Below are 25,663 nucleotides of genomic sequence, written 5' to 3'. Positions count from 1 at the left end.
CGGCCCGCAGGCCGCATCCTTCAGCGCTTATACGCCTGCAGACCAGGCTTGATGCTCTTGTCGTCGAGGAATTGCTTCATGCCCTGCTCGCGACCGCCTTCGGTGTCGAGCAGCCGCGATTGGTCGAGCTTGGCGTAAAGGTAATCTTCGTTCTGCTCCCAGGTCAGCTCGCGGCAACGCTTGAAGCCATGCTTGGCGGCACGCAGCACCACCGGGTTTTTCTCCAGCAGGTTGCGCGCCAGGTCAATGGTGACTTCACGCAGTTGCGCCAGCGGCACGCTTTCGTTAACCAGGCCCATTTCAGCGGCTTTCTGCCCGCCGAAGGTCTTGCCGGTCATGATGTAGTACAGCGATTGGCGATGGCCCACGGTGTCGGCCATGGCCTTGCTGACCAGGTTTCCAGGCGGGATGCCCCAGTTGATTTCCGAGAGGCCGAAGGTGGCTTCGTCGGCGCAGATCGCCAAGTCGCACGCTACCAGAGGGCTGAAGCCGCCGCCGAAGCACCAGCCGTTGACCATGGCGATGGTCGGCTTGGCGTACATGCGCAGCAGTTTCCATTGCCATTGGGAGGCTTCGCGGCGGATTTTTTCCTGGAGGATTTCCGGGCCGGCATCCACTTCGCGGAAGTATTCCTTGAGGTCCATGCCGGCGGTCCAGGCCTCACCGGCTCCGGTCAGCACCAGCACACCGGCGGCGGGATCCTGTTCCAGGGTTTCCAGCACGTCGATCATTTCCCGGTTCAGGGTCGGGCTCATGGCGTTGCGCTTTTCGGGGCGATTGAGAATGACCCACGCGATGCCTTCCTCAATCTCAACCTTGACGGTGGTCCAGCGGCCTTCGTAATTGCTCATGGCGGTGTGCTCTTGTTCTGGGTTTGAAGATGATTCGAAATTAAACCGCAAATATAGTTATGTCAATTAACTATTAATCTGAATAACCAATATTTAACGACTGTGAAAAACCGTCGTAGCCACAGCGCGCCAACCCCGGCAAACTAGATAGCCTTGTTAACCGCTACCTTCTGAGGATTGCACTGCTAATGGCCAAGCCTTCCAACATCGCCACCAGCCAGGCCCTGCCCGACCATGACGAGGTACAGCCGCCGCTGGATTCAGCCCTGGACGATCTGATCGGTTATGCCATGCGCCGCGCCCAGCTCAAGCTGTTCCAGAACCTGATCGGCCGACTGTCCGACCACGACCTGCGCCCCGCACAGTTCTCGGCCCTGGCGATCATCGAGCAAAACCCCGGCCTGATGCAGGCCGACCTCGCCCGCGCCCTGGCCATCGAACCGCCCCAGGTCGTGCCATTGCTGAACAAGCTGGAAAGCCGCGCCCTCGCCGTGCGCGTGCGCTGCAAACCCGACAAGCGCTCTTATGGGATTTTCCTGAGCAAACCGGGCGAAATCCTGCTCAAGTCCCTCAAGGACATTGCCGCGCAGAGCGACCTGGACGCCACCGCAGCCCTGGACGTCGAGGAACGTGCAGAGCTGCTGCGTTTGCTCAAGAAGGTGTATCAGGACTGATCCCGCGATCTACCAAAGCGCCACGGTGTAGAGCACCAGGAAGCGGGTCTGGTTTTCATCGCGAAAGGCCGCGCCGCCTGGGAAGTCGTTGCGGTAGATCGACTTGCGTGCCATCAGCCCGACGTTTTTCAGCGGGCCGCTTTGGATCACGTAACCCAACTCCATTTGGAACTCGCGCTCCTTGCGGTCCTCGGCATTGAACGCCGCCAACTCGATGTTATCGCCGCGCACATAACGCAGCCGGCCCTTCAGGCCCGGCATGCCGGATGCGGCAAAGTCATAGTCGTAAATGGCCTGCCAGGTGCGCTCCTTGGCGTTGAGAAAATCCGAACTCATGGTCAGTTCGCTCATGCCCATCAGCTCCGTGCCGGAGATATAGGGCGTGGCAGTGTCGCCGCTGGAATGCATGTAACCCAGGCTGACGCGGTGCCCACCCAAGCGGTAGGCAAACAGCGCCGAGAGGTTACGGTTATCCACGTCCCCAGCCTTGGCACTGCCGTCCTCGCGGCTGAAGAAACTGCGCAGGTCGCTGGTGAATACCCCATCGCCCACCGGCAGGTTGTGCAGCAACGCCAGGGTGTCCTGCTGGTAAAGGTCCGCCACTTGGGAGTGATAGACGCGCAGGCTGAGGTCTTTATTGACCTGGTAATCCCCGCCGACATACGCCAAGTGTGAGGTGGTCGCCGTCGCATTGAACCGCCGGTTGGGCGATGCGATGGTCATAGCCTGGTAGTCAGTGGAATCACGCTTGTTGATACGGTCGATATAGCCCGTGTTCAGGGTCAGCCCGTCGATGTCCTTGGAGCTCAAGGTGGTGCCGCGAAAGGTCTGGGGCAGCAGGCGAGACGGGCTGGCGAAGGCGAATGGCAGGAAGATTGACACGTCACCGGCCTTCACCGTGGTTTGTGCAAACCGCAATTTGGCGGTGGGCGCCAGGCGTGAGTATTCATCGGCGGCACGCTTGTCGCTGGCCGACACCGGCAATAGCTCGGTGCCGCTGCGGTCCGGCGACGAGTCGAGTTTGATCCCCATCAGCCCACGCACATCCAGGCCAAAGCCTACGACGCCAGGGGTGTACCCAGACTCCAGGTTGAGCATGAACGCCTGGGCCCATTCTCGCGCGGCGGTCTTGGCGCCGTCGTCCTTGTAGTCACGGTCCAGGTAGTAATTGCGCAGCGTCAGGGTGCCGTGGCTGTCGTCGATGAACCCCGCCGCCCACAGCGGAGTGGGCAGGATGCTGCACATCAGCAGTGCACTGATCAGGCGTGGAGTGCTGTTCGACACACAGCAGGCCGCCGCGACGGCGTCCGTGGGGAGTTTTGGCATGTTCGATGTCCATTTTTTGTTGTTGTTTTTGGGGGTGGCACAGGCGTGGCCCAGTGGGCTTCGCGGACAGAGAATGGAAACAGCTGGAGCCCTTCGTCAACCGCCACTGACCGATAATCGAACATTAATAAACCTATCTATTTTCATATTTTCGACTGACGTTAATCTCAAACACCTGCGTTAGACGGCTTGCGTCATGATTTTAGACTGGGGCCCGGCACCCTTCTTTTTATAGTTATATTTGTTATCTTAATTTCCAGCAGCCGGTCAGGCTCGCCACCACAACAAAAACAACAACGAGGTTTGCCCATGAACAGTTCATCGCGTCGTTCGACGCTGACGATCGCTTTGTGTTTTATCGTTGCGCTGATCGAGGGTTTCGATCTACAGGCGGCCGGCACCACCGCTGCCGGGCTGCGCAACAGTTTTGCCCTTGACCCGAAAATGCTCGGCTGGGTATTCAGTGTCGGGATCATCGGCCTGCTGCCGGGAGCGTTTTTTGGCGGATGGATCGCCGACCGTATCGGCCGCAAGAAAATCCTGGTGATCGCAGTGCTGCTGTTTGGGCTGTTCTCCTTGAGCACGGCATTTGTGCAGAGCTATTCAAGCCTGTTGCTGGTGCGTTTTCTCACCGGCCTGGGCCTGGGCGCCGCGTTGCCCAACCTGATTGCGCTGTGTGCCGAAGCGGTGAGCGAGCGCAACCGCGGCACCGCCATCAGTGTCATGTACTGCGGTGTACCGCTGGGGGGTGCATTGGCCGCCGTGGTGGCGATGTTTTCCAGTGAACACTGGCAGACCACCTTTATCATCGGCGGCCTGGCGCCGCTGCTGGCCGTGCCATTGATGATCCTGCTGCTGCCCGAATCCAACGCCTATCGCCAACAGGTCGACCACTCGCCAGGTGCCCGCCCATCCACGGGCCAGGCGCTGTTCGGCGAGGGTCGCGCCCGCACCACCCTGGCGCTGTGGCTCAGTTACTTCTTCACCCTGACCGTGATGTACATGTTGCTTAACTGGCTGCCTTCATTGTTGCTGGAACAAGGTTTCAGCAAACCCCAGGCGGGCATGGTGCAGATGCTCTTCAATATCGGCGGCGCCCTCGGTTCACTACTCGGTGGCGTGCTGCTGGACCGTTGCAACGCGCTCAAAGTGGTGCTGTTTGTGTACGCCGGGTTGCTGGCGGCGCTGGCCGGTGTCGGCCTGTCGGTGGGCATCGTGCCCATGGCCGTCGCGGGTTTCGCTGCCGGGTTGTTCGTGATGGCTGCGCAATTGGTGCTGTATGCCAGCGCCCCGCCCTCCTACCCCACGGCAGTGCGCGCCACCGGCGTGGGTGCGGCCGTGGCCATCGGCCGTCTGGGCTCGGTGGCCGGGCCACTGGCGGCCGGGCAACTCCTTGCGGCAGGCGCCGGTACCGCCGGCGTGCTGCTGGCGACCTCCCCCGGCGTGGTGATCGCCGCACTGACCATCATCAGCGTGATGGTGCGTGCGGCGCCACTGAACCTGCCCGGCACCTCCACGTCTAGAACTGGTGCAGCCAGTTAAGCACCAGCTTATTGCCCTGGGTGCGGTTCTGCGCCTCCTGCTCAAAGTACGCGTTCACCGACAGGACATTCTCCTTGTTGAACGCGTACACCAGGCCCGGGCCAATGGCCCAGACCTTTTCCCGCCGACCACTCACCGCATGCCCCTCTACCTCGGTGTCGGTGATCTGCTTCAACCAATAGCCATTCAAGCCCACGCTCAACTGCTGGTCGATTGCGTACTGCAACGTCAGGTTGGCATGCAACGCCTGTCCCGCCTGGGTGTCGGAGACATCGCCAAAACTGGCCGATGGTTGGTCATTCTTGCCATTCCACAGGTACATGAAGCGCCCGCTCGCCGACCACTTCGGGTTGAACCAGTAGGTCGCCGCGTAATACGGGTTGAATGACCAGAAGTTGCTGCCAGGGTTGATCGAGCGCTTGCGATCGTAGGCACCTACCGGGATCGCCACATCGACTTCGACCCGCTGGGTCAACAGCGGGCTGCCATCGGCGCGGTTCAGGGTCGGCAGTTGCAGGAAGGGGCCGACGACCACGTCGCCAAAGCCTGCCCGCGAACTCAGTGCCGCGTTATTCAAACCATCGTCCACATCCACATGGGCCAGGGACGTGTTGATCACGGTGAATCCGGGCATCGCACCATTGGCCAGGGGTTGGCCGACGTAGATGATCTGCGTGGTCGGCGCCACCACTTCCACGTCCTGCTTGGGCAGCGCCAGCTTGTTGCCGTTGGCGTCATTGAAGCGGCTGGCGCGCGAGTACGTCAGGTATTCCTCCAGGTACCAACCGGGTCCGGCAGGCGCTGGCGAGCCATCGTAGAAACTGGTGCTGCCCAGGTTGAGTCCGGGCAGGTCGTAAGCGTGTGCAGTGGATGACAGCGCGACAAATGTTGAGGCCGCAACGGTCCGCAAGATTGGCTTGAGCATCTTGTATGTCCTGTATTTTTGTTGTTGTTCAAGACCCCCGGCGCGGTGGATCCGCCCCGGGGTTTAACGCGGCTGCAGCGCCTACACGTAGGTGGCCGCCAACCCGCCGTCCACCGGCAGATTGACCCCATTGATCCATCGCGCAGCGTCCGAACAGAGGAAGGCAATCACCGACGCCACCTCATCGGCCAGGGCGGGACGCGTCATGCGCTGGCTATCCTGGGCCACCCGTTCCGGGCCGAGCATGCTGACGAAATCCCCCAGAATCGGGGTGAACACCGGCCCCGGCGCGACGCAGTTGATGCGTACCGAATGATCGCGAAACCACCCTTGGGATTGCTGCAGGCTCCAGACAATCAGCGCCTCTTTGAAATACTGATAACAGGTGCCCTGGTCCACCGGATTGGCGGCCAGCCACTGCTGCCCGGCCCTGAAACTTTCGGTCGCCGCCAGCGCCTTGTGCAGCGCCAACCGCTGCGGCCACTGCGCACCGAGTACCGAAGCGACATTGACGATGCTGCCGCCCGCTGGCATGCGCGGCAGCAGCGCTTGAGTCAGATGGCGCAGGCCCAGGTAATTGACCTCGGCCACCGTTTGCATCGGCGCCGTACCGGGCACGCCGGCAATGTTGCACAGGGCATCGACCTGCTGCGGCAGGCGCGCCACCAGCGCATCGATGCTGGTGGGATCGCTCAAGTCGGCATGGAAAAAGCCATCAAGCGTCAACTGCGGTTCATGGCGATCGACGCCGATCACCCTGGCGCCCTGGAAGCGCGCCAATCGCGCGACTTCCGCACCTATGCCCGACGCCACGCCGGTCACGATCAAGGTTTTGCGGTACAGGTTCATGGTCAAGCCCTCTTATTGTTGTATAGGCATGCGCGAGCCGGGGCTCAGAAGGGATAGGTCGGCGGCGTGTTTTTTACGGTGACCCATTGCCACTGGGTGTACTCGTCCCAGTCGGCCGGCCCACCCACACTGCCGCCATTGCCCGAGGCGCCGCGCCCGCCGAAGGGGTTGATGCATTCGTCCGCCACGGTCTGGTCGTTGATGTGCAGCAGGCCGCAATCAAGTCGTTCGCCAATGGCCATGGCGCGCCCCACCGAGGGTGAAATGATCGCCGCCGAAAGCCCGTACTCGGTGCGGTTGGCCAATTCGATGGCCTCCTCGTCCGTGGCAAAACTGACCACCGTGGCCACTGGGCCGAACACTTCGCCCTCAAAGGCGCGCATGCCCGGACGTACGCCACTGAGCACGGTGGGCTGGTAGAACAACCGGTCGTATTCGCCGCCCGCTTCCAACCGCGCGCCGGCTTGCAGGCTGTCGCTGACTATCTCGTGCACGCGCTGCAATTGGCGTTGATTGATCAATGGGCCGAGCGCGGCCTCACCCCGGGCGGCATTGCCCACGGTGAGCGCCCGGGCCTTTTCCACCAACTTGCGCGTCAGGCTGGCGGCGATGGATTCATGGACCAGAATCAACCCGGTCGCCATGCAGATTTGCCCTTGATGCAGCCAGGCGCCCCAGGCGGCATTGCTTGCGGCCAGGTCGAGGTTGGCGTCTTCGAGAATAATCAATGGGTTCTTGCCGCCCAGTTCCAGCGCGACTTTTTTCAGGTGCCGACCGGCCACCTCGGCGACTTTGCGCCCTGCCGCCGTGGAGCCCGTAAACGCGATCATCCGCACATTGGGGTCGCGGCACAGCGCCTCACCGGCCGCCGCGTCGCCGGGCAACACGTGCAGCAGGCCCTTGGGCAAGCCTGCTTCTTCGAAGAGTCGGGCAATGAGAAAACCACCGCTGACCGGCGTCTGTGGGTCAGGCTTGAGCACCACCGCATTGCCCGCCGCCAAGGCCGGCGCCACCGAGCGCAGTGACAGTATCAGCGGGAAATTGAACGGTGAAATTACCCCAACCACGCCATGGGGCTGGCGCCGAGCATAGGACAATCGCCCCGCCGCACTGGGCAGCACCACTCCGTGGGGTTGAGACAACAAGCCCGCCGCCTGATGCAGCAGCACAATCGCCTCGCGCACTTCGTGTTCGCCCTTGAACAGCGCGCCCCCGGTTTCCCGCGCGACGTACAGCGCCAGTTCGGCGAAAGACTGCTCGGCGACGTCGGCCGCCTTGCGAAACACCTCGGCGCGCTCCCGTGGACCGAGTGCGGCCCACGCCGGTTGGGCCAGGGCCGCGCTGCGACTGGCCAGGGCGACATCGGCCGGGCTGGCCATGGCGCAGCGCAGCAGCGGCTCGCCGGTGGCGGGTTCGATCACGGGGCTCACGGATCCCGAAGCGGGTATCCAATCGCCGTTAAACAGGCATTCGGACTCAAGGGCCCGCTGTAACAGGTGGGTGGTTTCAGACACTGACATGGCAACTCCCGGTTCTTGTAATTGTCATCGCCTGCACGAGTGCAAACGCCGCATTTGGCCTTTAGCAAAGGCTGTGCCGCTTGCACGTGCTGACGCAGACATAAACCGCCGAGGGCTCTGGACCGGGGCCTGACACGTGCCGCCCATTGACCACTCGCCCATCGGCCGCAAAAACCAGGGGCCTGGCACTTGTTCAATTGATAAGGTTATGTTTAGTAACTATCTGAGCAGTTACTCATATCGTTCATTCGCTTTGCAGGGGCATAACAATGACTAACCCCCACAGCGCGCCAGCCACCGCGCCCTATCATCCGCGCGGCGACAGTCGCCACCTCAGCGACAGCAGCTCGCCGACGCCTGCGGAACTGACCGACTGCCTGTTTTTTTCTCCCGAAGACGGGAGGATCTGGCTCAACGACCAACGCATGCTGCTGCTGCACAGTTCCTCGTTCGGCGCCCTGCGCAGGGAAGTCATCGAGCGTCTGGGGCTGGAGCAGGCGCGTGGTCTGTTCACCCGTACCGGCTATGCCTCCGGAGCGCGGGATGCCCGGCTGATCCGCGAGCGCTGGCCAAACGCTGATGCCGCTGCGGTGTTTCGTGCCGGGACGCACCTGCACACACTGGAAGGCATGACCAAGGTCGAGCCGCTGCATTTCAAGTTCGACGCCGACTCGGGCTTTTATGAAGGCGAGTTTCTCTGGCACCACTCCTGCGAGGCCGATGAGCATGTGGGCGCCTACGGCATCGGCCAGGACCCTGTGTGCTGGACGGAGACCGGCTACGCCATCGGTTTTGTCAGTGGCCTGTTCGGGCAACTGGTGATCTTTCGCGAAGTAGAGTGCCGAGGCATGGGCCACAGCAGTTGCCGGGTGATCGGCAAGACCGCCGAACAATGGGGTGATGTTGAGCAGGACTTGCGCTACCTGAACGTGTCCTCGACCGTCACCCACACCGCCGACGCCTGTGCGCGCCACAGCCCGGTAGACCGCCTTGCCAGCACCAGCGCGCCCCGACCTTTGGTGGGCGCCAGTGCCGCGTTCAACGCAGCAATGCAGGCCCTGCAACGCGTCGCGCAGACGCCCGCCACCGTGCTGATCAGCGGGGAGTCCGGCGTGGGCAAGGAAATGTTTGCGCGCCAGTTACATCAACTCAGCCGTCGCCACGACAGCCCGTTCGTGGCGCTCAATTGCGCGGCCATCCCGGACAACCTGATCGAGGCTGAACTCTTCGGGGTTGAACGCGGCGCGTACACCGGCGCCACCCACTCACGGCCCGGGCGTTTTGAACGGGCCCAGGGCGGCACGTTGTTTCTGGATGAAATCACCAGCCTCAGCCTGGCCGGGCAAAGCAAACTGCTGCGGGCATTGCAGGAGCGCGAGATCGAACGCGTCGGAGGCATACGCGGCATCACGGTGGATGTGCGGGTAGTGGCCGCCACCAATATCGATCTGCGCAAAGCGGTGTCTGACGGCACCTTTCGCGAAGACCTGTTCTACCGGCTGAATGTCTACCCCATCGCCCTGCCGCCGTTGCGTGAACGCCGCGATGATATCCCGCTGTTGATCAACGCGTTCCTCACCCGCTTCTGCCAGGAGTACGCCCGTACACCCGTAGGCCTGACCATGCGCGCCCTGAAAGTCCTGCTGCGCTACGACTTCGCAGGGAACGTGCGCGAACTGCAAAACCTGATCGAACGCGGCCTGATCGCCAGCGACGAAGGCCAGGCCATCGACTTGGTGCACCTGTTTCGCAACGAGCCACTGCCGGCGGATCCGTACGGCCTGGACGACCATGGCAGCCTGTCAAACACCGCACCTTTGCAGCGACCAGCACTGCTGGACACCCTTGGGCAGTTGGACCAGGGGTTTTCCATCGAGGGCCTTGAATCACGCCTGATCACCGAAGCGCTGCAACAGAACGCTGGCAACCTCGCCGCCGCCGCCAGGCTCGTGGGGCTTAGCCGTGCTCAGTTTGCCTATCGGTTGAAGAAGCACCAGCGGCAACAGCCTTGAAGGGATTGCCTGAAAATGAGTGCTTTAAATGTTTTATCCGATTAAGTATTTTGCACGGGTACCGAGCCCCCTTTGAATCGTGACCAGGAGCACCCGTGACCGGACTGCGTGAACGTCAGAAAGCCGAACGCCGACAAGCCATCAGCAAGGCGGCCATCGAACTGTTTGAGCGCCAGGGTTTCCAGAACACCACCATCGAACAGATCGCTAGCCAGGCTGGCGTATCAGCGCCCACGGTGTTCAAGTATTTCGGCAACAAACAGGAAATCATTCTGGAAATCCTGCACCACGCCGATCAACGCGCGATCACCGACACTCGCCGCCTGATCCAGGAAATCGAAGATCCGGTTGACGCGCTGTGCCACCTTGAACGACTGCTGACCGGCTACGCCCTGGAAGTCATGCACCCCAGCCTGTGGCGTGAATTGCTGCCACTGATCCTGTTCGGCGGCACCAACGAACTCCCCGCCGGCTATCGCGCGATGAACGACGCACTCAGGGCTGAGATCAGCCAACTGCTGCGCGAACTGCAACTGGCCGGCAAGCTACGCCCGCAACTGGACGTGGAAATGGCTGCGTTTTTACTGAACGATTATTCACACCTGCAACTGTTCAGACTGGTGAATCAGGAACACCCGGATATAGAAGCGCACTCCACGCAGGTCAGACGTATTACGGAGCTGGTGTTTTATGGCATGCAGGCCTGACTGAGGGGTTGCCCGCATGAGCATGGTTATCTGCACGATTCTTACAGGCTGACGCCTCACTCTGTGGTGAGCGGGCTTGTCCCGCGCTGGAGTGCGCGACGGCCTTAGAGCCGGCCGGATTTTTGTCTGGTGTCCTCAGGTAACCGTGTGGGAGGGGGCTTGCTCCCGATGGCGGTGGGTCAGTTACAGCTCTGTTGGCTGACACACCGCCATCGGGAGCAAGCCCCCTCCCACATTTTGATCTCCATAGATCAGACAGATAGGTCTCAGTCTGCTTTTGCTCTGCTTTTGCTCTGCTTTTGCTCTGCTTTTGCCCTGCTTTTGATCCGGCCCTTACATCCTTTTCGCTGACGAAGTCAGCGGTCTTTTGATCTGCGCTTTTGATCTTGATCTCAGGCGCCCCATCAAACACGCTGGCCGAACGCAGGCTTGAATCCGTGGGTAACCCGGCAGGACGCCGGGTTAGCCGCGCTGGGCCATGGATGGCCCATCGCGGCGGCCCACGGATTCAAGCCGGAGTGAGGGCACACCGAGCCTAGGCGAGGTGCCGAGTGTTGGGGCGAAGCGTTTTTGGTTACTTTTTGCGCTCTTCAAAAAGTGACCCGCTGTAAAAGCGGAACCCATAGCCGCCGTTACCCAAATAACGGATATGTACACCGACAAACCGCCATCGCGCTCGAACTCGGTACCCCCGGACAGAGCCCGCACATCACTGCACCAAACGCCCTCAGTAAAACCGATAACACCGAACCACCACCTGATCAGCACTGGGGTAATGCACCAACCCAATAAAACTCGCACGCCCAAGCCAATCCAACCGCCCCTTCGGCACCTGAAACACCGGCGTACAGGTACACCGATACTCCGTCTCTGGAATCGGCCACTGCCCCTCACGCTCCAACTGACGCCCATACTCCGTCATGTTCAGAACCCCCCGATTACGCAGATTAATCAGCTCTCCCTGATCAGTCCTGAGGCTATAGCGAGCGTCCAGTTGACCCAGCCCATCCGGGCGCAGAACAAACAAATCCTCGCCGCCCGCCAGCACCTGACCGCGAATACCTACCCCCTCGAAATCCCCCCCCACAATCGGGTAGTTGCAGCGCAAACCGTCAACACTGTCGCCCAGCATCACCCCACGCCCTATGGCCACGCGCAACGTCAGCACGCGCTGCAAATTAGGCGCAACGTCCATCAAGTCCAAATGCTCACTCATGGCACAACTCCAAACCCGGCGCGCATGCACCGGGTCGCAGGGGATCAGCGGTTGGTCTTGATGTTGGTCCAGGTGCGCGTACGGATTCGCTCGATCGCAGGCGGAATCGGCTCCAGGGCAAACAACGTCTTACGCACTTGCTCCGGCACATACATGTTGGGGTTGTCGCGGATACTGGCGTCTACCAGTGCAGTGGCGTCCTTGTTCGGGTTGGGGTAGCCGATCTTGTTGCTGATGCGGGCAATCACTTCCGGACGCAGGATGTAATTGATGAACGCATGGGCCTCGGCCACGTCGGGGGCATTGGCCGGGATCATCATCACGTCCGACCACATCGGCGCGCCTTCCTTGGGCAAGGCCATCTCGACCTTGACGCCCTTGCCGGCGGCATCCGCCAATTGCTTGGCCAGCGCGACGCCACCGGACCAGCCCACGCCGACGCAGATATCACCGTTGGCCAGGTCCATGCCGTAGCGCGATGAGTTGAAATAGGTGATGTAGGGACGGATTTTCATCATCGCCGCCTGGGCCTGCGCATAGTCCTCGCGCTTCTGGCTGTTGGGGTCCAGGCCCTTGTAGTGCAAGGCGATGGGCACGATTTCGTTGCCTGCGTCGAGGAAACCCACGCCGCAATTGGCGAGTTTGGCGAGGTTTTCTTCCTTGAAGATGATGTCCCAGGTGTCAATCTTTACGTCGGGACCCAGGGCCTTGCGCACCTTGTCGACGTTGTAGCCGATCAGCGTGGTGCCCCACAGGTAAGGTGCGGCGTAGCGATTGCCAGTGTCACCCACTGCTTCCAGGGACTGCATGAATTGCGGGTCCAGGTGCTCCCAGTTCGGCAACTGCTTGCGGTCCAGGGGCTGGACGGCACCGGCGGTGATCAGGTGCCCCAGGTTGGCAGTGCCGGGGAAGACCACGTCGTACCCGGAGTTGCCCGTCAGCAGCTTGGACTCCATGGTTTCGGCGCTGTCGAACACGTCATAAATCGGGCGAATACCGGTTTCTTCCTGGAAGCTCTTGAGCACTTCCGGCGGCAGGTATTCGATCCAGTTGTAGATCCGTACGGTCCGTTCTTCCGCCAGGCAAAAGCCACTGATCAGAAGGGAGGCGACAGTGCCCAGCAAGGTGTGACGCAAAAACCTGTTCATGATTAAACACTCCAGCGCGGCCACGATGGCTCGCGGCACTTAGTAGCGATAGGTGAAATACAATTCCAGCGCGCTGAACCTCTGGTCATCGCCAAAGACTTGCTTGGCAGCGGCCAGTGGCTTGACCCAGTTGTAGGACAGCGATGTATAGAACGACGGCGTGGGCGTCCAGTCGAGGAAAACCACGCTCTCATCGGCAAAACGCCGGTCACTGACCGCCGCGCCCAGGTAGTTCTTCTCGTCCAGCCAGAACTGATAGTGAATCGTGCCGAGGGTCACGGTGTCGCTGAGGTGGGTCTTGAGCGAGAACTGCTGGACCTTTTCGTTGCTGTTGAACAGCAGGTAGTTACCGACCACGTCGCCGATAAGCCACGTGCTCCAGTCGACAAAGCCTTTGCTCAGCGGGTCCCAGGCTTTCTGGCGGTTGTCGGTGAGGTTGTCGTCACCGGAAAAACTCGCGTAGCGGTAGCCGATGATCGGTGTCAGCGGCAGCGTGCTGAAGGCATAGTCGGCCTGGCCATACCAAGCGTTGGCATCGTAGTCGGCACCCTCGCCGCTGCCGCGCTCAATGGCGTATTCGGCGTTCAGCGTCAGTGCCTGCACACCGGGCACCTTGGCGTTGAGCGCCCTGATGTTGTAGACCTGCATCCCGTCACGAAGACGCGGGAATGTGCTGCCTCTGGGCCCCAGGGCATGGACCTTCATGGCCATCGCCCCCAGGGTCACCTGGTCATCGACGTTGTAATCGAGGTTGACGCCAGTCATGCGGAAGTCGCCCAAATCGTCATCGGTGCGCAAGGTGAATGCCTGGGATTTGAGTGCGCCATGGTTCCAGGCCAGGACCGCCGAATCCTTGAACGCGGTTCGAGGGCCCAGCCAGTAGGCGGCGTCCTTGTACTGGTCGAGGTTGCCGTCCATGACGATGAACCCGGTGCCGATCATGTAGTTCTGGCGGCCTGCGGTGAAGGTCCACTCGCCGGCCCGAAAACCAGCGTAGAGCTCTTCAAACGCGGCTTTACCGTCGGAACTGCGGGTGAAGCCGCCCGCATCGCCATCGCCGAACGTGCTGGCAGCCACCAGGGAGCCGCCCGCCAGCAGGCTGAAATCGGGCTGCAGCGCGTAGTCGAGTTTGACGCCGGGCTTGATGTAGAGCTCTTGCCAGTTGATGTTCGCGCCGCCGTTTTTACCGCTGCGTGCGTCAACCTGGCCACTGCCAAAGTTAACGCCACGGGTAAACAGCGTCCCACCACCCGCCGTGAAGTTGACTTCGCCCTTGAGATTGCCGTCCTCAAAGGTGTAGCCCGCCAACGCGACGTGGGTGGTCAGGGGTAAGCCGACCGCTAAGAGCGCTCGTGAGAAACGCTTGGTGAAAACCATAAGAAGCTCCTATGGAATTATTGTTGTTACAGGGCAGTCAATGGCGACGCAGCGCGCCGCCAACACCTGGCCGGGGCCAGGTGAATAGAACGCAAGACTCTTATTGTTGGGCGTGTGTCAGGGATTCAGGTGGGCCGCAATGGCACGCAGCATCCGCACGCTGTCGGCATCGAACGGGCCGACCGCTTCCGTCAGAGACGATTGCTTGACGATCACTACGCCGGACGGCTTGTCGATGAACAGGTACTGGCCGTGAATTCCGCCGGCCATCAGTGCCTGGCTGTGATCGTTGAACACGTACCACTGGCTGCGATAGGACGCACCCGGCGTCCAGCTGGAAAACTCGTCATTTTGCGCGTAGATCGCCGGATCGGAACCGGCGGCGATCCGGGAGACGGTCGCAGGGGACAGCAGTTCAAGCCCTTCGTGGCGTCCATTGTTGGCCAGCAGCCGACCGAAACGCGCCATGTCCCTCAAGGTGGCGCTGAAGCCTGCGCCCGCCACATTGCGTCCCCAGGCGTCGGCCATGAAGTAGCCGTCACGGTCGCAACCCAGGCGCTCCCAGATCGTCTCCAGCATCTGACTGCAAGCCTTGCCCGACGCACGTTCCATAACCCATGCCAAGGCTTCGGTGGTCGCGGTCACATAATGGAAAAATCCGCCATGGCTGCCGCGTTTCTTGAGAGATGGCAAGTACTGGTACAGGGATGCGAATTGCGCGTAAGCCGCCGGAGCCGGTTGAAAGCCGCAGGCATAACCGTACTGCGAACTCTCTGAGTTGGGATCGTCGTAGACCTCGCTGTAGTCGATGCCCACCGCCATGTCGAACAACTGACGCACCGTGGCATCGCCAAACGCACTGCCGGCCAGCTCAGGGACGTAATACGCAGCGAGCAACTCAGGTCTGAGCACGCCCTCGGTGACCAGTTGCTCACCCAACGTCCCAATCAACGACTTGGTCACCGAGAACATGATGTGTCGATCACCGGCGCGCTGTCCGTTGAAGTAACGCTCGAACAACACCGTATCGCCCTGCATCACCAGGAAGCCGTCGGTCTGGCTGGCCACAAGGTGATCGATAACGCTGATGCTCAGCCCGCATTCGCTGTTGAAATACAGCGAATCCAAGGCTGTCGGGGCAACCTTGAGCGGGCTGGCAGGTGCTGCGCCCGCCTGCACGTCGATGGTGGGACGCAGTCGTGCGAGGTTGCGAAACCCCCATTGACTGAAGGGCGAACGCATCCAGTTGTCCCACGTAACGCGGCGTTCGGGCTCTGACGGGAAGCCCTGCATGAGTAAAGGTGCGAGGCGAGGCTTGGACAACGCCTCGTCAGTCTGGACATACAGGCTGGCCAATGACGGCGTGATTTTCTGACCCATGGTGTAACCCTGGAAATGACTCTGCATGCGAGCAGATGCGAAGCAATAATTAACCGGCAAATATTCTTTAGTCAATAAAAGATTTAACCGATCAAAAGCTTTCCAGGCCAGGGGCCGCCGATCACCTTGCCGTCAGTAGAAGTACGCCACGCGAAACTGCAGCGAATTATCGATCTTCACGCCCTCGCGCACCGAGGTGTCATGCATGAGCTGCCCCATCACCTGCACTTGCTTGCCCAGCATCGTGGCGACAGTGAAACCGAGCGTGCCGTTACTGCGGCTGGTGGCGAGGGTTTCATGGTCAAGCGTCTGGCGCGCGCCCCAGTTATGTCGATACGAAATCGCGGCGTAAGTGTCCGGGGTGAAGTTGTAGCGTAAATGGTTGTGCAACTGGAATAGCGGCGCTTTTTCGGCGTCGGTGGCGCGCTGCTTGTCGTAGAACTCCGTTTCGGCGATCACGTCCCAGGTGATTTTATCGGTGAGTCCCTTGATGTAGCCGACTTGAAAGTCCAAGGCCCAGCGGTTATCGCTCAACGCAAAACCCTGGTTTTTATCGCTGCCGGTGGGTGCCGTGACGAACACCGACCAGCCCAGGTGTTCATTTCTGGCAAGGTCTGCGATGGTCCATACCGTTCCACCGAAGGTGATATCCCCCAGCCCCGAGTTTTTGCTGTCGGTGGCGCCGATCTTCTGATAACCGAAGGGGATCACAATCTGTGGATCCCAGGTCAAGCCTGTGTTGAAGAACTCGGTGAAGTGGATCAATCGCAACACGCCGACAGTCAGGTCGAGGTCGAGGTTGTCGGCGACTTTCTTGCCGCCGGAATACACCTTGTCCCCTCGCGGATTCTGCTGGTACAGCACCACCACATCGGTGCCTTGGGGCAGCGCGGTGTAGTCGCCGGGGTCGGGTTTGACATCGGCCTGGGCCAAGGGCGCCAGACTGGCAAACAATGCGCTGAACGTCAGAGTGCTAAGTATTTTCATGGCGGGTCCCGTTATTTTTATTGGAGGCAGAGCTTCGCCATGACGACTCCGTGGGGAGTCGCCAGGCTTAGGTGAAACGGATTGGAATCAGTGCGCGGTGGTGTGTCCGCCAGCCTTGAGATCGGCTTGCAGATCCTGGGTCCGCTTGACGAGGTATTGACGGATCAATTCCATGTCTTCGCGCTGAAGGATGTCGGAAAAATTCGGCATCCCTCCATTGATCAGCGCCCCGCTGAGAAAGGCGGGAAACGCCGCGTGCTTGTTGTCATCCAGGTACCGCAGGTCTGGCACCACACCGCCGCTGATAGCATTGAGGCCATGGCAACCGGCACACAATCCATTGAACAGACCGCGCGCCTGGGTCAGTTGCTCGGGGGTTGCAGTGAGTGCCTGATGGGTCGTCGGCATGACGGGTGCAGCTTTCGGCGCAGGCAGTTCCCCGTGCGCGCCCAGTTTGAAAGCGATCACCCGCGACTCTGCTCGCAGCTTGCCTTTGTTGGTCAATGGGCCGGTCAGCAAAGGAATGATGCCGCCCCACCCCACAGAGAACGCCACATATTGCTCGCCATTGACGGTGTAGGTGACGGGCCCGGCCATTACTCCTGAATTGGCTCGATGCTCCCATAGCGACTTGCCGGTGTCGGCGCGGTAGGCGACGACGCGCCCATCGGCGGTGCCCTGGAACACCAGGTTACCCGCCGTGGCCAACGTGCCGCCGTTGCCGGCGCTGATGTACGGTTGCTTCCAGGCGGCTTTCTGTTTTACCGGGTCCCAGGCGATCAGTTCGCCGCTCCAGGCGTCGCGGATTTTATTCAGGATTTTCGGGTCCTCAGGCAGGTCCGGCACATCCAGGCCGAAGTTCACCACGGACTTGTTCGATAAGAACATCGGCGCCTTGGCCGCTTTCAGTTCGGCCAGGGTGTATTGGGCCGGGATGTAGACGTAACCGGTCTTGGGGCTGAACGACATCGGGTGCCAGTTGTGCCCGCCGAGGAAACTCGGCTGCACCACTTTCGGCTCCTTGGAATAGTCGGCCGCGCCGGTGAGGATCGGACGCCCGGTTTTCAGGTCGATACCGCTGGCCCAGTTGACCGGGACGAAATTCTTCGCCGAGAGCAATTGCCCGTTGGTGCGATCGAGGACATAGAAAAAACCGTTCTTCGGCGCCTGCATGATCACTTTGCGCAGGCTGCCGTCGATCTTGATATCGGCCAGGATCATGTGTTGGGTCGCCGTGAAGTCCCACTGGTCCTGCGGCGTGATCTGGTAGTGCCACACGTATTCGCCGGTGTCTGGGCGCAGTGCCAGAATCGACGACACGTACAGGTTGTCACCTTTGCCATTGGTGCGGAACTGGTAGTTCCAGGGTGAGCCATTGCCGGTGCCCACATAGAGAAGATCAAGCTGCGGATCGTAGGCCATGGAGTCCCAGACCGTGCCGCCACCGCCCCACTTCACCCAGCCGTCGCCGTCCCAGGTTTTCATGGCCTTGGCCATGGCGGGGTTTTCCGCTGGCAGCTTGGGGTCACCCGGCACCGTATAGAAGCGCCACACCTGTTTACCGGTGTCGGCATCGTAGGCCGTAACGTAACCGCGCACGCCGAACTCGGCGCCGCCATTGCCGATCAGTACCTTGCCCTTGACGATGCGGGGCGCGCCGGTAATCGAATAGCTTTTTGTGCGATCGATAATGGTATCGACGCTCCACACCGGCTGACCATTAGCCGCATCCAGGGCGATCAAGCGTCCATCGAAACTGCCCACATAGACTTTGCCCTGCCACACCGCAACGCCCCGGTTGACCGGCCCACAACACCCCTGGCTAAGGTTTTCGGCGGGCACTTTCGGGTCGTATTTCCACAGCAACTCACCGGTGGCGGCATTGATGGCATACACGATGCTGAAGGCGCCGGTGGTGTACATCACACCATCGACCACCAGCGGCGTGGCCTCGGTGCCGCTGTCGATATCCAGCTTGGTCGTCCACGCCAAGCCCAGCTGTGCGACGTTGCCGGCATTGACGCTGTCCAGTGGGCTGTAACGCTGCTCGTCATAGGTGCGACCGTGGCTCATCCAATTGCCGGGCTCCTGGTCGGCCGCGATGATTCGCTGGCCATCGACCTGCGCCGGGCCCGCCCACACAACAGAGCAGAACGTAGCCATCAGTAAGGGAATGCCTGGCAACAGGCTGCGTAATCTCATTATTATTTTTCTCCAGCGATAAGCGGCTCGGTGTCACCCCCAGCCCAGGCAAGCTTATTAGAGGACTTGGCGCGCTGCGCGACTTGACTGACGCTGCCAAAGCGCTTGGCATTCTCTGCCAGGCGCGCACTTACGTAGCGTGCTGGCGAAAATCCCGAGGGGCGTGCTGAAAATGACGCTTGAACGCGCGGCTGAAATGCGCGGCGTCGACAAAACCCCATTTAAAGGCGATCTGAGTGATGGATTCATGGCGCAGATCCTGGCAGCGCAGATCCTGGGCCACCCGCTCCAGGCGGCGCTGCTGAATGTAGCGAGAGATGCTTTCGTGGCGCTGCTCGAACAACCGATAGAGCTGGCGGACAGAGACGTTCAACTGCCGCGCCAGATAGTCAGGGCCCAATTCAGCCTCTTGCAGGGAAGACTCAACCAGGCGGGTGGCCAAGCCATACAGATCATCATGACCCACGCAGGCAAAGGCGGGCTGCCCGTCGGTGCGTTCATCCAAGCCAGCGACAGCCAACCGGATTAATGCATGTTCCAGCGCGGGCCCATCGCTCCTGCCGCCGGAGTCACGGCTCAACGCAACGTCACTTAACGAACGCACCAGAGCGCGAATCATGTGAGTGGCGACACTGTTGCGCGCGAGCTTGCCAAACAGCGGTTGCGGGCCAAGCTGATGGGTGACTTCCTGGCGTGACAGGTGAATCGAGATATTCTGCACCAGCCCTCGCGGCTCTATGTCGAAGGCCTGGGCCGAGTCCACCAGGGCGATGTCTTCAGGCCCTAACTCAATCACCTGATTTTGCCCGCGGATGCGCTGGTGGCCGCTGCTCTGAAGAATGAGAAAACAGTGACGATCGTCATCGCCGTCACCCGAGGTGCGATGGCGGCTGATCAATCCTGCATTGGTGCGGATATGGGCCAACTCCAGGCCGCACACATCCTGAGCGTGGACGCTGCCGATAAACAGCGTGTGCTGTTCGGACAGGGCTGTGCTGAAATTACCGCACACCGCACGCAAGTCGCGGTTCCAGTTGGCGAACGCCTCACGAGTGCTCAACAAGGCAGGCATATCCTCGCTCCCACAGGTTATTTATAGTTATACCGTTAACATATTATCTATTTTTTCCGGGTGCAAGCGGGCTGGGCTTGATGCGCGTGAGCAACCGGCCGTTCCAAGACCGTCGCGCTATTGCTTTTGACCTCAAATCACCCGTCACACACACTGCCCGGGTACTAAAATCAAGGCTCAAACAGGAGTGGTGGTTATGCGCAATTTTTCAATTCAACGCCTCGACCATGTGGTTCTGCGGGTGCAGGACATCGAGCGCAGCCTGGCTTTCTATACCTCGGTGCTGGGATGTGAGGTCAAAAAGCGCCGGGAAGACCTGGGCCTGATTCACCTGAGCGCTGGGGCATCCATGATCGACTTGGTGGACGTGAATGGCTCCATCGGACGCCAAGGCGGGAAGCCGGCGGGCAAGCACGGGCACAACGTCGATCACGTTTGCCTGCGGGTCGAGCCGTTCGATGAGCAGGCCATTCTCGGCCACTTGGCTGACGCGGGAATATCCGCTGAAAAAGCCGAGATGCGCTATGGCGCAGAGGGCACAGGCTGGTCGCTCTATTTCAATGATCCGGACGGTAATCAAATCGAGTTGAAGGGCCCGGCTGTGCAGCCTTGATGCAGGCTCGGCCCCGTCGCCCCCGTGATACAACATCATAAAAATAGATGATCTTAAAAAACCACATAATGACAATATCTAATAATTAGCTTATTCCAAAAAAGACTTTCCCTCGGTTTTTTTATAGGAATATCTTCACTTCACAGACCGACCCCATACCTGGCGGAGGACGTACCCCCGACCACCAGGAGCCTGCTATCAGGCTAAATGGACCGATCTCGACATGCCAGACCTCACCTCCCCGCTGCCCCTCAAGAACTTTCACCTGTCACTGCTGACCAGTTCCCTGCTGCTCGCCACTGCGCCCTCCTTCGCCGAAGCCGCGACGGAAGACGCCCAACTCGGCACCGTCACCGTGATCTCCACCGGCCTGCGTGGCCAGGAGCGCACCGTGGCCGACAGCCCGGCGCCGATCGATGTGATCAACAGCGAGCAACTGCTCAAGACCGGTCGCGCAGAGTTGTCCGAAGCGATTGCCAAATTGCTGCCGTCGTTCAACTTCGGCACCAATATCGCCGGCTACAACTCGGTGACTCGCCCACTGAGTAACCGCAGTCTCGGCCCGGCCTACACGCTGGTGCTGGTCAACGGCAAACGTCGCCACAACGGCGCCACCGGTCAGCGCGGGTCCATCGACAACAGCGGCGCGAATGCGGTGGATATCGACCTGATCCCGGTCAGCTCGGTGGACCATATTGAAGTGCTCAAAGACAGCGCTGCCGCCCAGTACGGTTCCGATGCGGTGGCCGGGGTGATCAACATCATCCTCAAGACCGGCAACAGCGGCGGGCACCTGGAAACCAGTTACGGCCAGTTATTCTCCGGCCAGGGCGAAACTATCAAGGTGGCCGGCGACCAGGGTTTCAAGCTGGGCGACGGCGGCTTTTTCCACCTCTCCGCCGATGCACGCAAACGCGGCGAAGCCTCCTGGAACGACAAGGCCGACGGCAGCGTGAGGGCCTTCAACGATCCGGCCAAGGAAGCCGCCTGGGACCGTGTGGCAATCAAGAACGGCGACCCGGACCTCAAGGCCTTCAACCTCGCCTACAACGCCGAACTGCCCCTGGAAGACCTGACCCTCTACTCGTTCTCCACCTACGGCGAGCGTGATGCCGAGGCGGCCAACTACTTCCGCCTGCCCACCGGCCGCGCCGCCGTGCCCGAGGTGTTCCCGGACGGTTACTACCCCTTGAACAACATCAAGGACCGCGACTATCAATTGCTATTCGGCGGCAAGGGCCAGGCGGCCGAATGGAACTGGGACCTGAGCACCACCTACGGGCGCAACAATGTCCACCACTCCAGCGACCTCAACATCAACCCGTCCCTGGGCACCGCCTCACCGACCAAATTCGACAACCTGGCCACCTTCCGCTTTGAGCAGTGGGTCAACAACCTGGACTTCACTCGCCGCTACGACAGTTTGTTTAACCTGACTTCGCCGGTGCAGGTGTCGGCCGGCCTGGAACATCGCTGGGAACACTTCAGCACGTTCGCCGGCGACCCCGAGGCTTATATCACCGGGACGTACCCGGCGGCATCGGGCGCTCAGGCGGCGGTGACGATTCGCCCGGAAGATGAAGTCAGCCTGATCCGCAACAACTACGCCGGCTACCTGGATTTAGGCTTTGACCTGACCGAGCGCTGGTTTCTCGACGTCGCCGGGCGTGTCGAACATTACGACGACGACTCAGGCAACACCTTCGGCCTGAAAGTTAACTCGCGCTACGAACTCACCGACAGCGTGGCCGTGCGCGGCACCGTCGGCACCGGTTTCCGTGCGCCATCCCTGACCCAGATCGGCTACACCGTGGCCGACAACCGAGTCGCCGTAGACGTGAACGGCAACGTGGTGCCTGCCGTCACCCGCCTGACCCCGTCGGGCAGCAACCTAGCAAAAGCCTTGGGTGGCGATGACCTCAAACCGGAGAAGTCACGCAACCTCGGGCTGGGCTTGACCTGGCAACCGGCACCGCGCACCAGCATCACCGCTGACGCGTACCTGATCGACATCGACGACCGTATCGCCTTGACCAGCAACATCTACGACCAAGGCAATGGCGTGATCAACGGCATCCTCACCGCCCAAGGCGTGCCCTCCGGCACTTGGGTCAACTACTACACCAACGCTTTCGATACCCGCACCCGTGGCCTGGACGTGGTCGCCGACCACACCACGCCGCTGGATGCCTGGGGTGATGTGCGCTGGAGCCTGGGTTTCAACTGGAACAAAACCACTATCGAAGGCAACCGCGATACCCCGAGTGCGCTGGCCAACTCCGGCGTCACCCTGGTAGGCCGCGACCGCGAAGGCGACCTGACCGAAGCATCGCCCAAGACCAAATGGATCCTGGGCGCCAACTGGAAGGTCGAGGACCTGGCAGTGAACCTGCAAACCAGCCGCTACGGCGCGGTCAAGACCTTGGCGGTCAACCCCACGGGCGACCGCAGCTTCGGCGCCAAATGGATCACTGACCTCGACGTCAGCTACACCTTCGTCGACCAGATCACCGTGAGCATCGGCGGCACCAACATCTTCGACGTGCGCCCAGACCGGCACGCCGTCTACAGCAACCTGGGCCTGGCGCCCTACGGCAACCCGCCGTTCTACCCCGGCGGCGGCTACTGGTACACCAAGCTGGCCTACGACTTCTAAGCCAATCGCCATACGAGGGCATCCCATTGAACACCTCCAACTTGATGAGCCGTCTATTGGCCCCGTGCGCCCTGGCGCTTAGCCTGGCCGCCTGCTCGCCTTCGGGCAGTGACGCCCAGGCCGGCAAGACCCTGAACATCGCCTTTTTTGGCGACAACACCACCCTGGTCAGCGTCGACCCGTTCCAGGTCTATTGGCTGGAACACCGCGTGCTGCTGCGCAATGTCGCCGAGTCCCTTACCGACCAAGACCCGGAGACCGGCAAGATCATTCCCTGGCTGGCCAAAAGCTGGGAAGTCAGTGACGACGCGCTCACCTATACCTTCCATTTGCGCGACAACGTCACCTTCAGCAACGGCGAGCGCTTCAATGCGGCTGCGGTCAAAACCGCCTTCGACAGCAACAAGGCTTTAGCCACCGAGTTGCCGGCCACCTTTGGCGCCACCTACCTGGCGGGGTTCGACCACGCCGAAGTGGTGGATGACCTGACCGTCAAACTGGTACTGGCCAAGCCCAACGCCGGCTTCCTGCAAGCCACGTCCACCACCAACCTGTCGATCCTCGCGCCGGCCTCTTACACACTCAGCGCCAAAGAGCGCTCGTTGGGCAAGATCATCGGCACCGGGCCGTTCGTGCTGGCCAGCTACACCCCGGAAGTCGGCGCGCACCTGACCAAGCGCAAGGGTTACGCCTGGGCTTCGGCGAATATGAAGAACCAGGGCGAAGCGCACCTGGATGCGGTGGACATCAGCTACATCCCCGAGGAAAGCGTGCGCAACGGCCTGTTCCTGCAAGGCAAGGCCGACATCCTGTGGCCGCGCAACCCGTTCTCCGAGGTGGACCTGAAGCTGTTCCAGTCCAAGGGCGCCACCATCCAGAGCCGTTCGCTGCCGGGGCCGGCCCTGAACCTGTATCCCAACACCCGTGATGGGCGTGCACTGAGCGACAAGCAAGTCCGCCTGGCCCTGCAAAAGGCCATCGACCGCAAGAGCTACGCCAGCACCGTCTACAACGCCGAATTTCCGGTGGTGGACGGCATCTACGACGTCACCACGCCTTATTTCAAGAGCCAGGGTGCAAAGTTGGCCTACGACCCGGCAGGCGCGGGGCAGCTGCTGGACCAGGCCGGCTGGGCCAAGGGCGCGGACGGCTACCGCCAGAGAAACGGCAAGCGCCTGAGCCTGAGCTACAACATCACCCCATCCGAAACCGCCGGTGACGTGCTGCTCCAGGACCAACTGCGCAAGGTCGGTATCGAGGTCAAACTCAACGTGGTCACCCGTGCCGAATGGGTCGCCAACAACTCGGCCGGCAACTATGACCTGACCAGCACCTACATGACCCGCGCCGACCCGATCATCCTGCAAACCATCCTCGACCCACGCACCGCCAACAGCTCGACCCTGGCCACCAACCTCTACGAACCGACGGTGCTGAACGCTGCCAAAGGCCTGTTCGATGCAGGCATCACCGCCACCCAAAGCCAACAACGCGCAGCGGCCTACGGCAACCTGCAAGACCTGCTGGTGGATGAAGGCTCGGCGTTCCCGGTGTATGAGCGCGTGTGGCAGGCCGCAACGTCGGCCAAGGTGAAAAACTTCCGCTGGACCGCCGAAGGTTTTGCGCTGCTGGGTGATATCGAGGTCGCCGCGCCATGAGTCGTTACCTGATTGGCCGGGTCGGCCAGGCGCTGCTGGTGCTTTGGGGGGCCTACAGCATCACCTACTTCATCCTCTATCTGCTGCCCGGCGACACCTTGTCGATCATGCTCAGTGCGTCCGGCATGGAAGCCGACGCGCTGTCGGTGGAAGACCTGGCCAAGGCGCGGGCCTATTACGGATTGGATAAAGGTCTGTTTGAGCAATACATCGACCTGCTGCTGGGCGCGCTGCGCGGTGACTTTGGGCAGTCATTGTCACTCAACCGCCCGGTGGCCGAGTTGCTCGCCGAGCGCCTGCCACAGACGCTGTCCCTGGCGGGGCTGGCGATTGTGCTGTCGCTGCTCGGCGGCATTGGCTTGGCGTACCTCACCGCGTATATCCGTTGGCAACCCCTGAAAAAAGCACTGGCGCGCTTGCCGTCCCTGGGCTTTTCGGTGCCGGTGTTCTGGATGGGTTTGTTGCTGATCCAGGTGTTTGCGTTTGGCCTGGGTTGGTTTCCCGCGACCGGCACCCGAGGCTTCGAAAGCTTGGTGTTACCGGCGATCACCCTGGCGATCCCAAGTGCCGCGGTGTACGCCCAAGTGCTGCAACGCAGCTTCCAGGGCGTGTGGAAAGAGGCCTATATCGTCACCGCCTACGCCAAGGGCCTGAGCCGGGGCCAGGTGCAGGCACGCCATGGGTTCAGGAATGCCGCGCTGCCCATCCTCACCCTGATCGGCCTACAGGTGGGCAATACCGTGTCCGGCGCGGTGCTGGTGGAAACCATCTTCGCCCGTTCCGGCATCGGCCGCCTGGCCCAGGAAGCCGTACTGCGCCAGGACATTCCGGTGGTGTTGGCCATCGTTGCAGTGTCGGCGGCAGCCTTCGTCCTCGTGAACCTGCTGGTGGACTTGCTGTACCCCTGGCTCGACCCGCGCATTTCCCACACGCCAAAGGTGTCCTAGA

General features: G+C 61.0%; 20 protein-coding genes. 8 read left to right on the top strand and 12 right to left on the bottom strand.

The genetic code is table 11. From position 1 onward, the window contains the following. Window positions 1-20: 20 nt before the first annotated feature. Window positions 21-851 (bottom strand): p-hydroxycinnamoyl CoA hydratase/lyase, encoded by an 831-nt coding sequence (locus tag AOA61_RS18930; RefSeq protein WP_032891354.1) that lies wholly within the window; start codon window positions 849-851, stop codon window positions 21-23. 188 nt (window positions 852-1,039) lie between these two features. On the opposite strand from AOA61_RS18930, the gene AOA61_RS18925 reads away from it, so the two are divergent. Continuing rightward, window positions 1,040-1,525 (top strand): MarR family winged helix-turn-helix transcriptional regulator, encoded by a 486-nt coding sequence (locus tag AOA61_RS18925; protein ID WP_032891352.1) that lies wholly within the window; start codon window positions 1,040-1,042, stop codon window positions 1,523-1,525. A gap of 9 nt (window positions 1,526-1,534) precedes the next feature. Here AOA61_RS18925 and AOA61_RS18920 read toward each other — a convergent pair whose 3' ends face one another. Next, complete coding sequence (locus AOA61_RS18920; RefSeq protein WP_099602397.1) at window positions 1,535-2,851, bottom strand: OprD family porin; 1,317 nt, start codon at window positions 2,849-2,851, stop codon at window positions 1,535-1,537. Between the two features lie 309 nt (window positions 2,852-3,160). Between AOA61_RS18920 and mhpT the strand changes: the two genes are divergently transcribed. After that, a complete protein-coding gene (gene mhpT / locus AOA61_RS18915) occupies window positions 3,161-4,393 on the top strand; it encodes a 3-(3-hydroxy-phenyl)propionate transporter MhpT (RefSeq protein ID WP_099602396.1) in 1,233 nt (410 codons plus the stop codon). Here the strand turns inward: mhpT and AOA61_RS18910 are convergent. The 3 genes from AOA61_RS18910 to AOA61_RS18900 form a co-directional block, all read right to left on the bottom strand. Then, window positions 4,371-5,318 carry a transporter gene (locus tag AOA61_RS18910; RefSeq protein ID WP_032891347.1) on the bottom strand — a complete coding sequence of 316 codons (948 nt, stop codon included), beginning with the start codon at window positions 5,316-5,318 and terminating at the stop codon, window positions 4,371-4,373. The two genes, mhpT and AOA61_RS18910, sit on opposite strands and share 23 nt — an antisense overlap. A gap of 81 nt (window positions 5,319-5,399) precedes the next feature. After that, complete coding sequence (locus tag AOA61_RS18905) at window positions 5,400-6,167, bottom strand: coniferyl-alcohol dehydrogenase (RefSeq protein ID WP_099602395.1); 768 nt, start codon at window positions 6,165-6,167, stop codon at window positions 5,400-5,402. Window positions 6,168-6,211: 44 nt separating this feature from the next. Next, a complete protein-coding gene (locus AOA61_RS18900; protein WP_099602394.1) occupies window positions 6,212-7,687 on the bottom strand; it encodes a benzaldehyde dehydrogenase in 1,476 nt (491 codons plus the stop codon). A gap of 269 nt (window positions 7,688-7,956) precedes the next feature. Between AOA61_RS18900 and AOA61_RS18895 the strand changes: the two genes are divergently transcribed. Together AOA61_RS18895 and AOA61_RS18890 are read left to right on the top strand one after the other, a co-directional pair. Then, window positions 7,957-9,699 carry a sigma-54-dependent Fis family transcriptional regulator gene (locus AOA61_RS18895; RefSeq protein ID WP_099602393.1) on the top strand — a complete coding sequence of 581 codons (1,743 nt, stop codon included), beginning with the start codon at window positions 7,957-7,959 and terminating at the stop codon, window positions 9,697-9,699. 95 nt (window positions 9,700-9,794) lie between these two features. Then, a complete protein-coding gene (locus AOA61_RS18890; RefSeq protein WP_032891341.1) occupies window positions 9,795-10,406 on the top strand; it encodes a TetR/AcrR family transcriptional regulator in 612 nt (203 codons plus the stop codon). Between the two features lie 727 nt (window positions 10,407-11,133). Here the strand turns inward: AOA61_RS18890 and AOA61_RS18875 are convergent. From AOA61_RS18875 to feaR, 7 genes are all read right to left on the bottom strand, one after another. Continuing rightward, window positions 11,134-11,622, bottom strand: a complete 489-nt coding sequence (locus tag AOA61_RS18875; protein WP_032891339.1) for a DUF3237 domain-containing protein — start codon at window positions 11,620-11,622, stop codon at window positions 11,134-11,136. A 44-nt stretch (window positions 11,623-11,666) separates the two neighbouring features. Beyond that, window positions 11,667-12,770, bottom strand: coding sequence for a polyamine ABC transporter substrate-binding protein (locus AOA61_RS18870; protein WP_099602391.1), 1,104 nt, complete (start codon window positions 12,768-12,770; stop codon window positions 11,667-11,669). 39 nt (window positions 12,771-12,809) lie between these two features. Then, the gene (locus tag AOA61_RS18865) at window positions 12,810-14,147 is read right to left on the bottom strand and encodes a hypothetical protein (RefSeq protein ID WP_099602390.1); all 1,338 of its coding nucleotides are present in this window, start codon (window positions 14,145-14,147) and stop codon (window positions 12,810-12,812) included. Window positions 14,148-14,264: 117 nt separating this feature from the next. Further along, window positions 14,265-15,527: a serine hydrolase gene (locus AOA61_RS18860; RefSeq protein WP_099602628.1), complete on the bottom strand. Its 1,263-nt coding sequence runs from the start codon at window positions 15,525-15,527 to the stop codon at window positions 14,265-14,267. Window positions 15,528-15,659: 132 nt separating this feature from the next. Beyond that, window positions 15,660-16,514 (bottom strand): transporter, encoded by an 855-nt coding sequence (locus AOA61_RS18855; protein WP_095184865.1) that lies wholly within the window; start codon window positions 16,512-16,514, stop codon window positions 15,660-15,662. Between the two features lie 87 nt (window positions 16,515-16,601). After that, window positions 16,602-18,716: a PQQ-dependent dehydrogenase, methanol/ethanol family gene (locus tag AOA61_RS18850; protein ID WP_099602389.1), complete on the bottom strand. Its 2,115-nt coding sequence runs from the start codon at window positions 18,714-18,716 to the stop codon at window positions 16,602-16,604. A 130-nt stretch (window positions 18,717-18,846) separates the two neighbouring features. Continuing rightward, window positions 18,847-19,788, bottom strand: coding sequence for a transcriptional regulator FeaR (feaR, locus tag AOA61_RS18845; protein WP_099602388.1), 942 nt, complete (start codon window positions 19,786-19,788; stop codon window positions 18,847-18,849). Between the two features lie 196 nt (window positions 19,789-19,984). On the opposite strand from feaR, the gene AOA61_RS18840 reads away from it, so the two are divergent. From AOA61_RS18840 to AOA61_RS18825, 4 genes are all read left to right on the top strand, one after another. Next, window positions 19,985-20,401 (top strand): VOC family protein, encoded by a 417-nt coding sequence (locus AOA61_RS18840; protein WP_099602387.1) that lies wholly within the window; start codon window positions 19,985-19,987, stop codon window positions 20,399-20,401. A gap of 223 nt (window positions 20,402-20,624) precedes the next feature. Then, window positions 20,625-23,057: a TonB-dependent siderophore receptor gene (locus AOA61_RS18835; protein WP_095184868.1), complete on the top strand. Its 2,433-nt coding sequence runs from the start codon at window positions 20,625-20,627 to the stop codon at window positions 23,055-23,057. 44 nt (window positions 23,058-23,101) lie between these two features. Continuing rightward, window positions 23,102-24,715 (top strand): ABC transporter substrate-binding protein, encoded by a 1,614-nt coding sequence (locus tag AOA61_RS18830; RefSeq protein WP_099602627.1) that lies wholly within the window; start codon window positions 23,102-23,104, stop codon window positions 24,713-24,715. After that, window positions 24,712-25,662, top strand: coding sequence for an ABC transporter permease (locus tag AOA61_RS18825; protein ID WP_032891316.1), 951 nt, complete (start codon window positions 24,712-24,714; stop codon window positions 25,660-25,662). Before AOA61_RS18830 ends, AOA61_RS18825 begins: the two co-directional genes overlap by 4 nt. Window position 25,663: the final 1 nt, after the last annotated feature.

The sequence above is a fragment of the Pseudomonas sp. 2995-1 genome (assembly GCF_002742505.1).
GTDB lineage: Bacteria > Pseudomonadota > Gammaproteobacteria > Pseudomonadales > Pseudomonadaceae > Aquipseudomonas > Aquipseudomonas sivasensis.
Note: the sequence above shows the minus strand (reverse complement) of the source record. Positions and strands in the feature narration are given on the sequence as shown.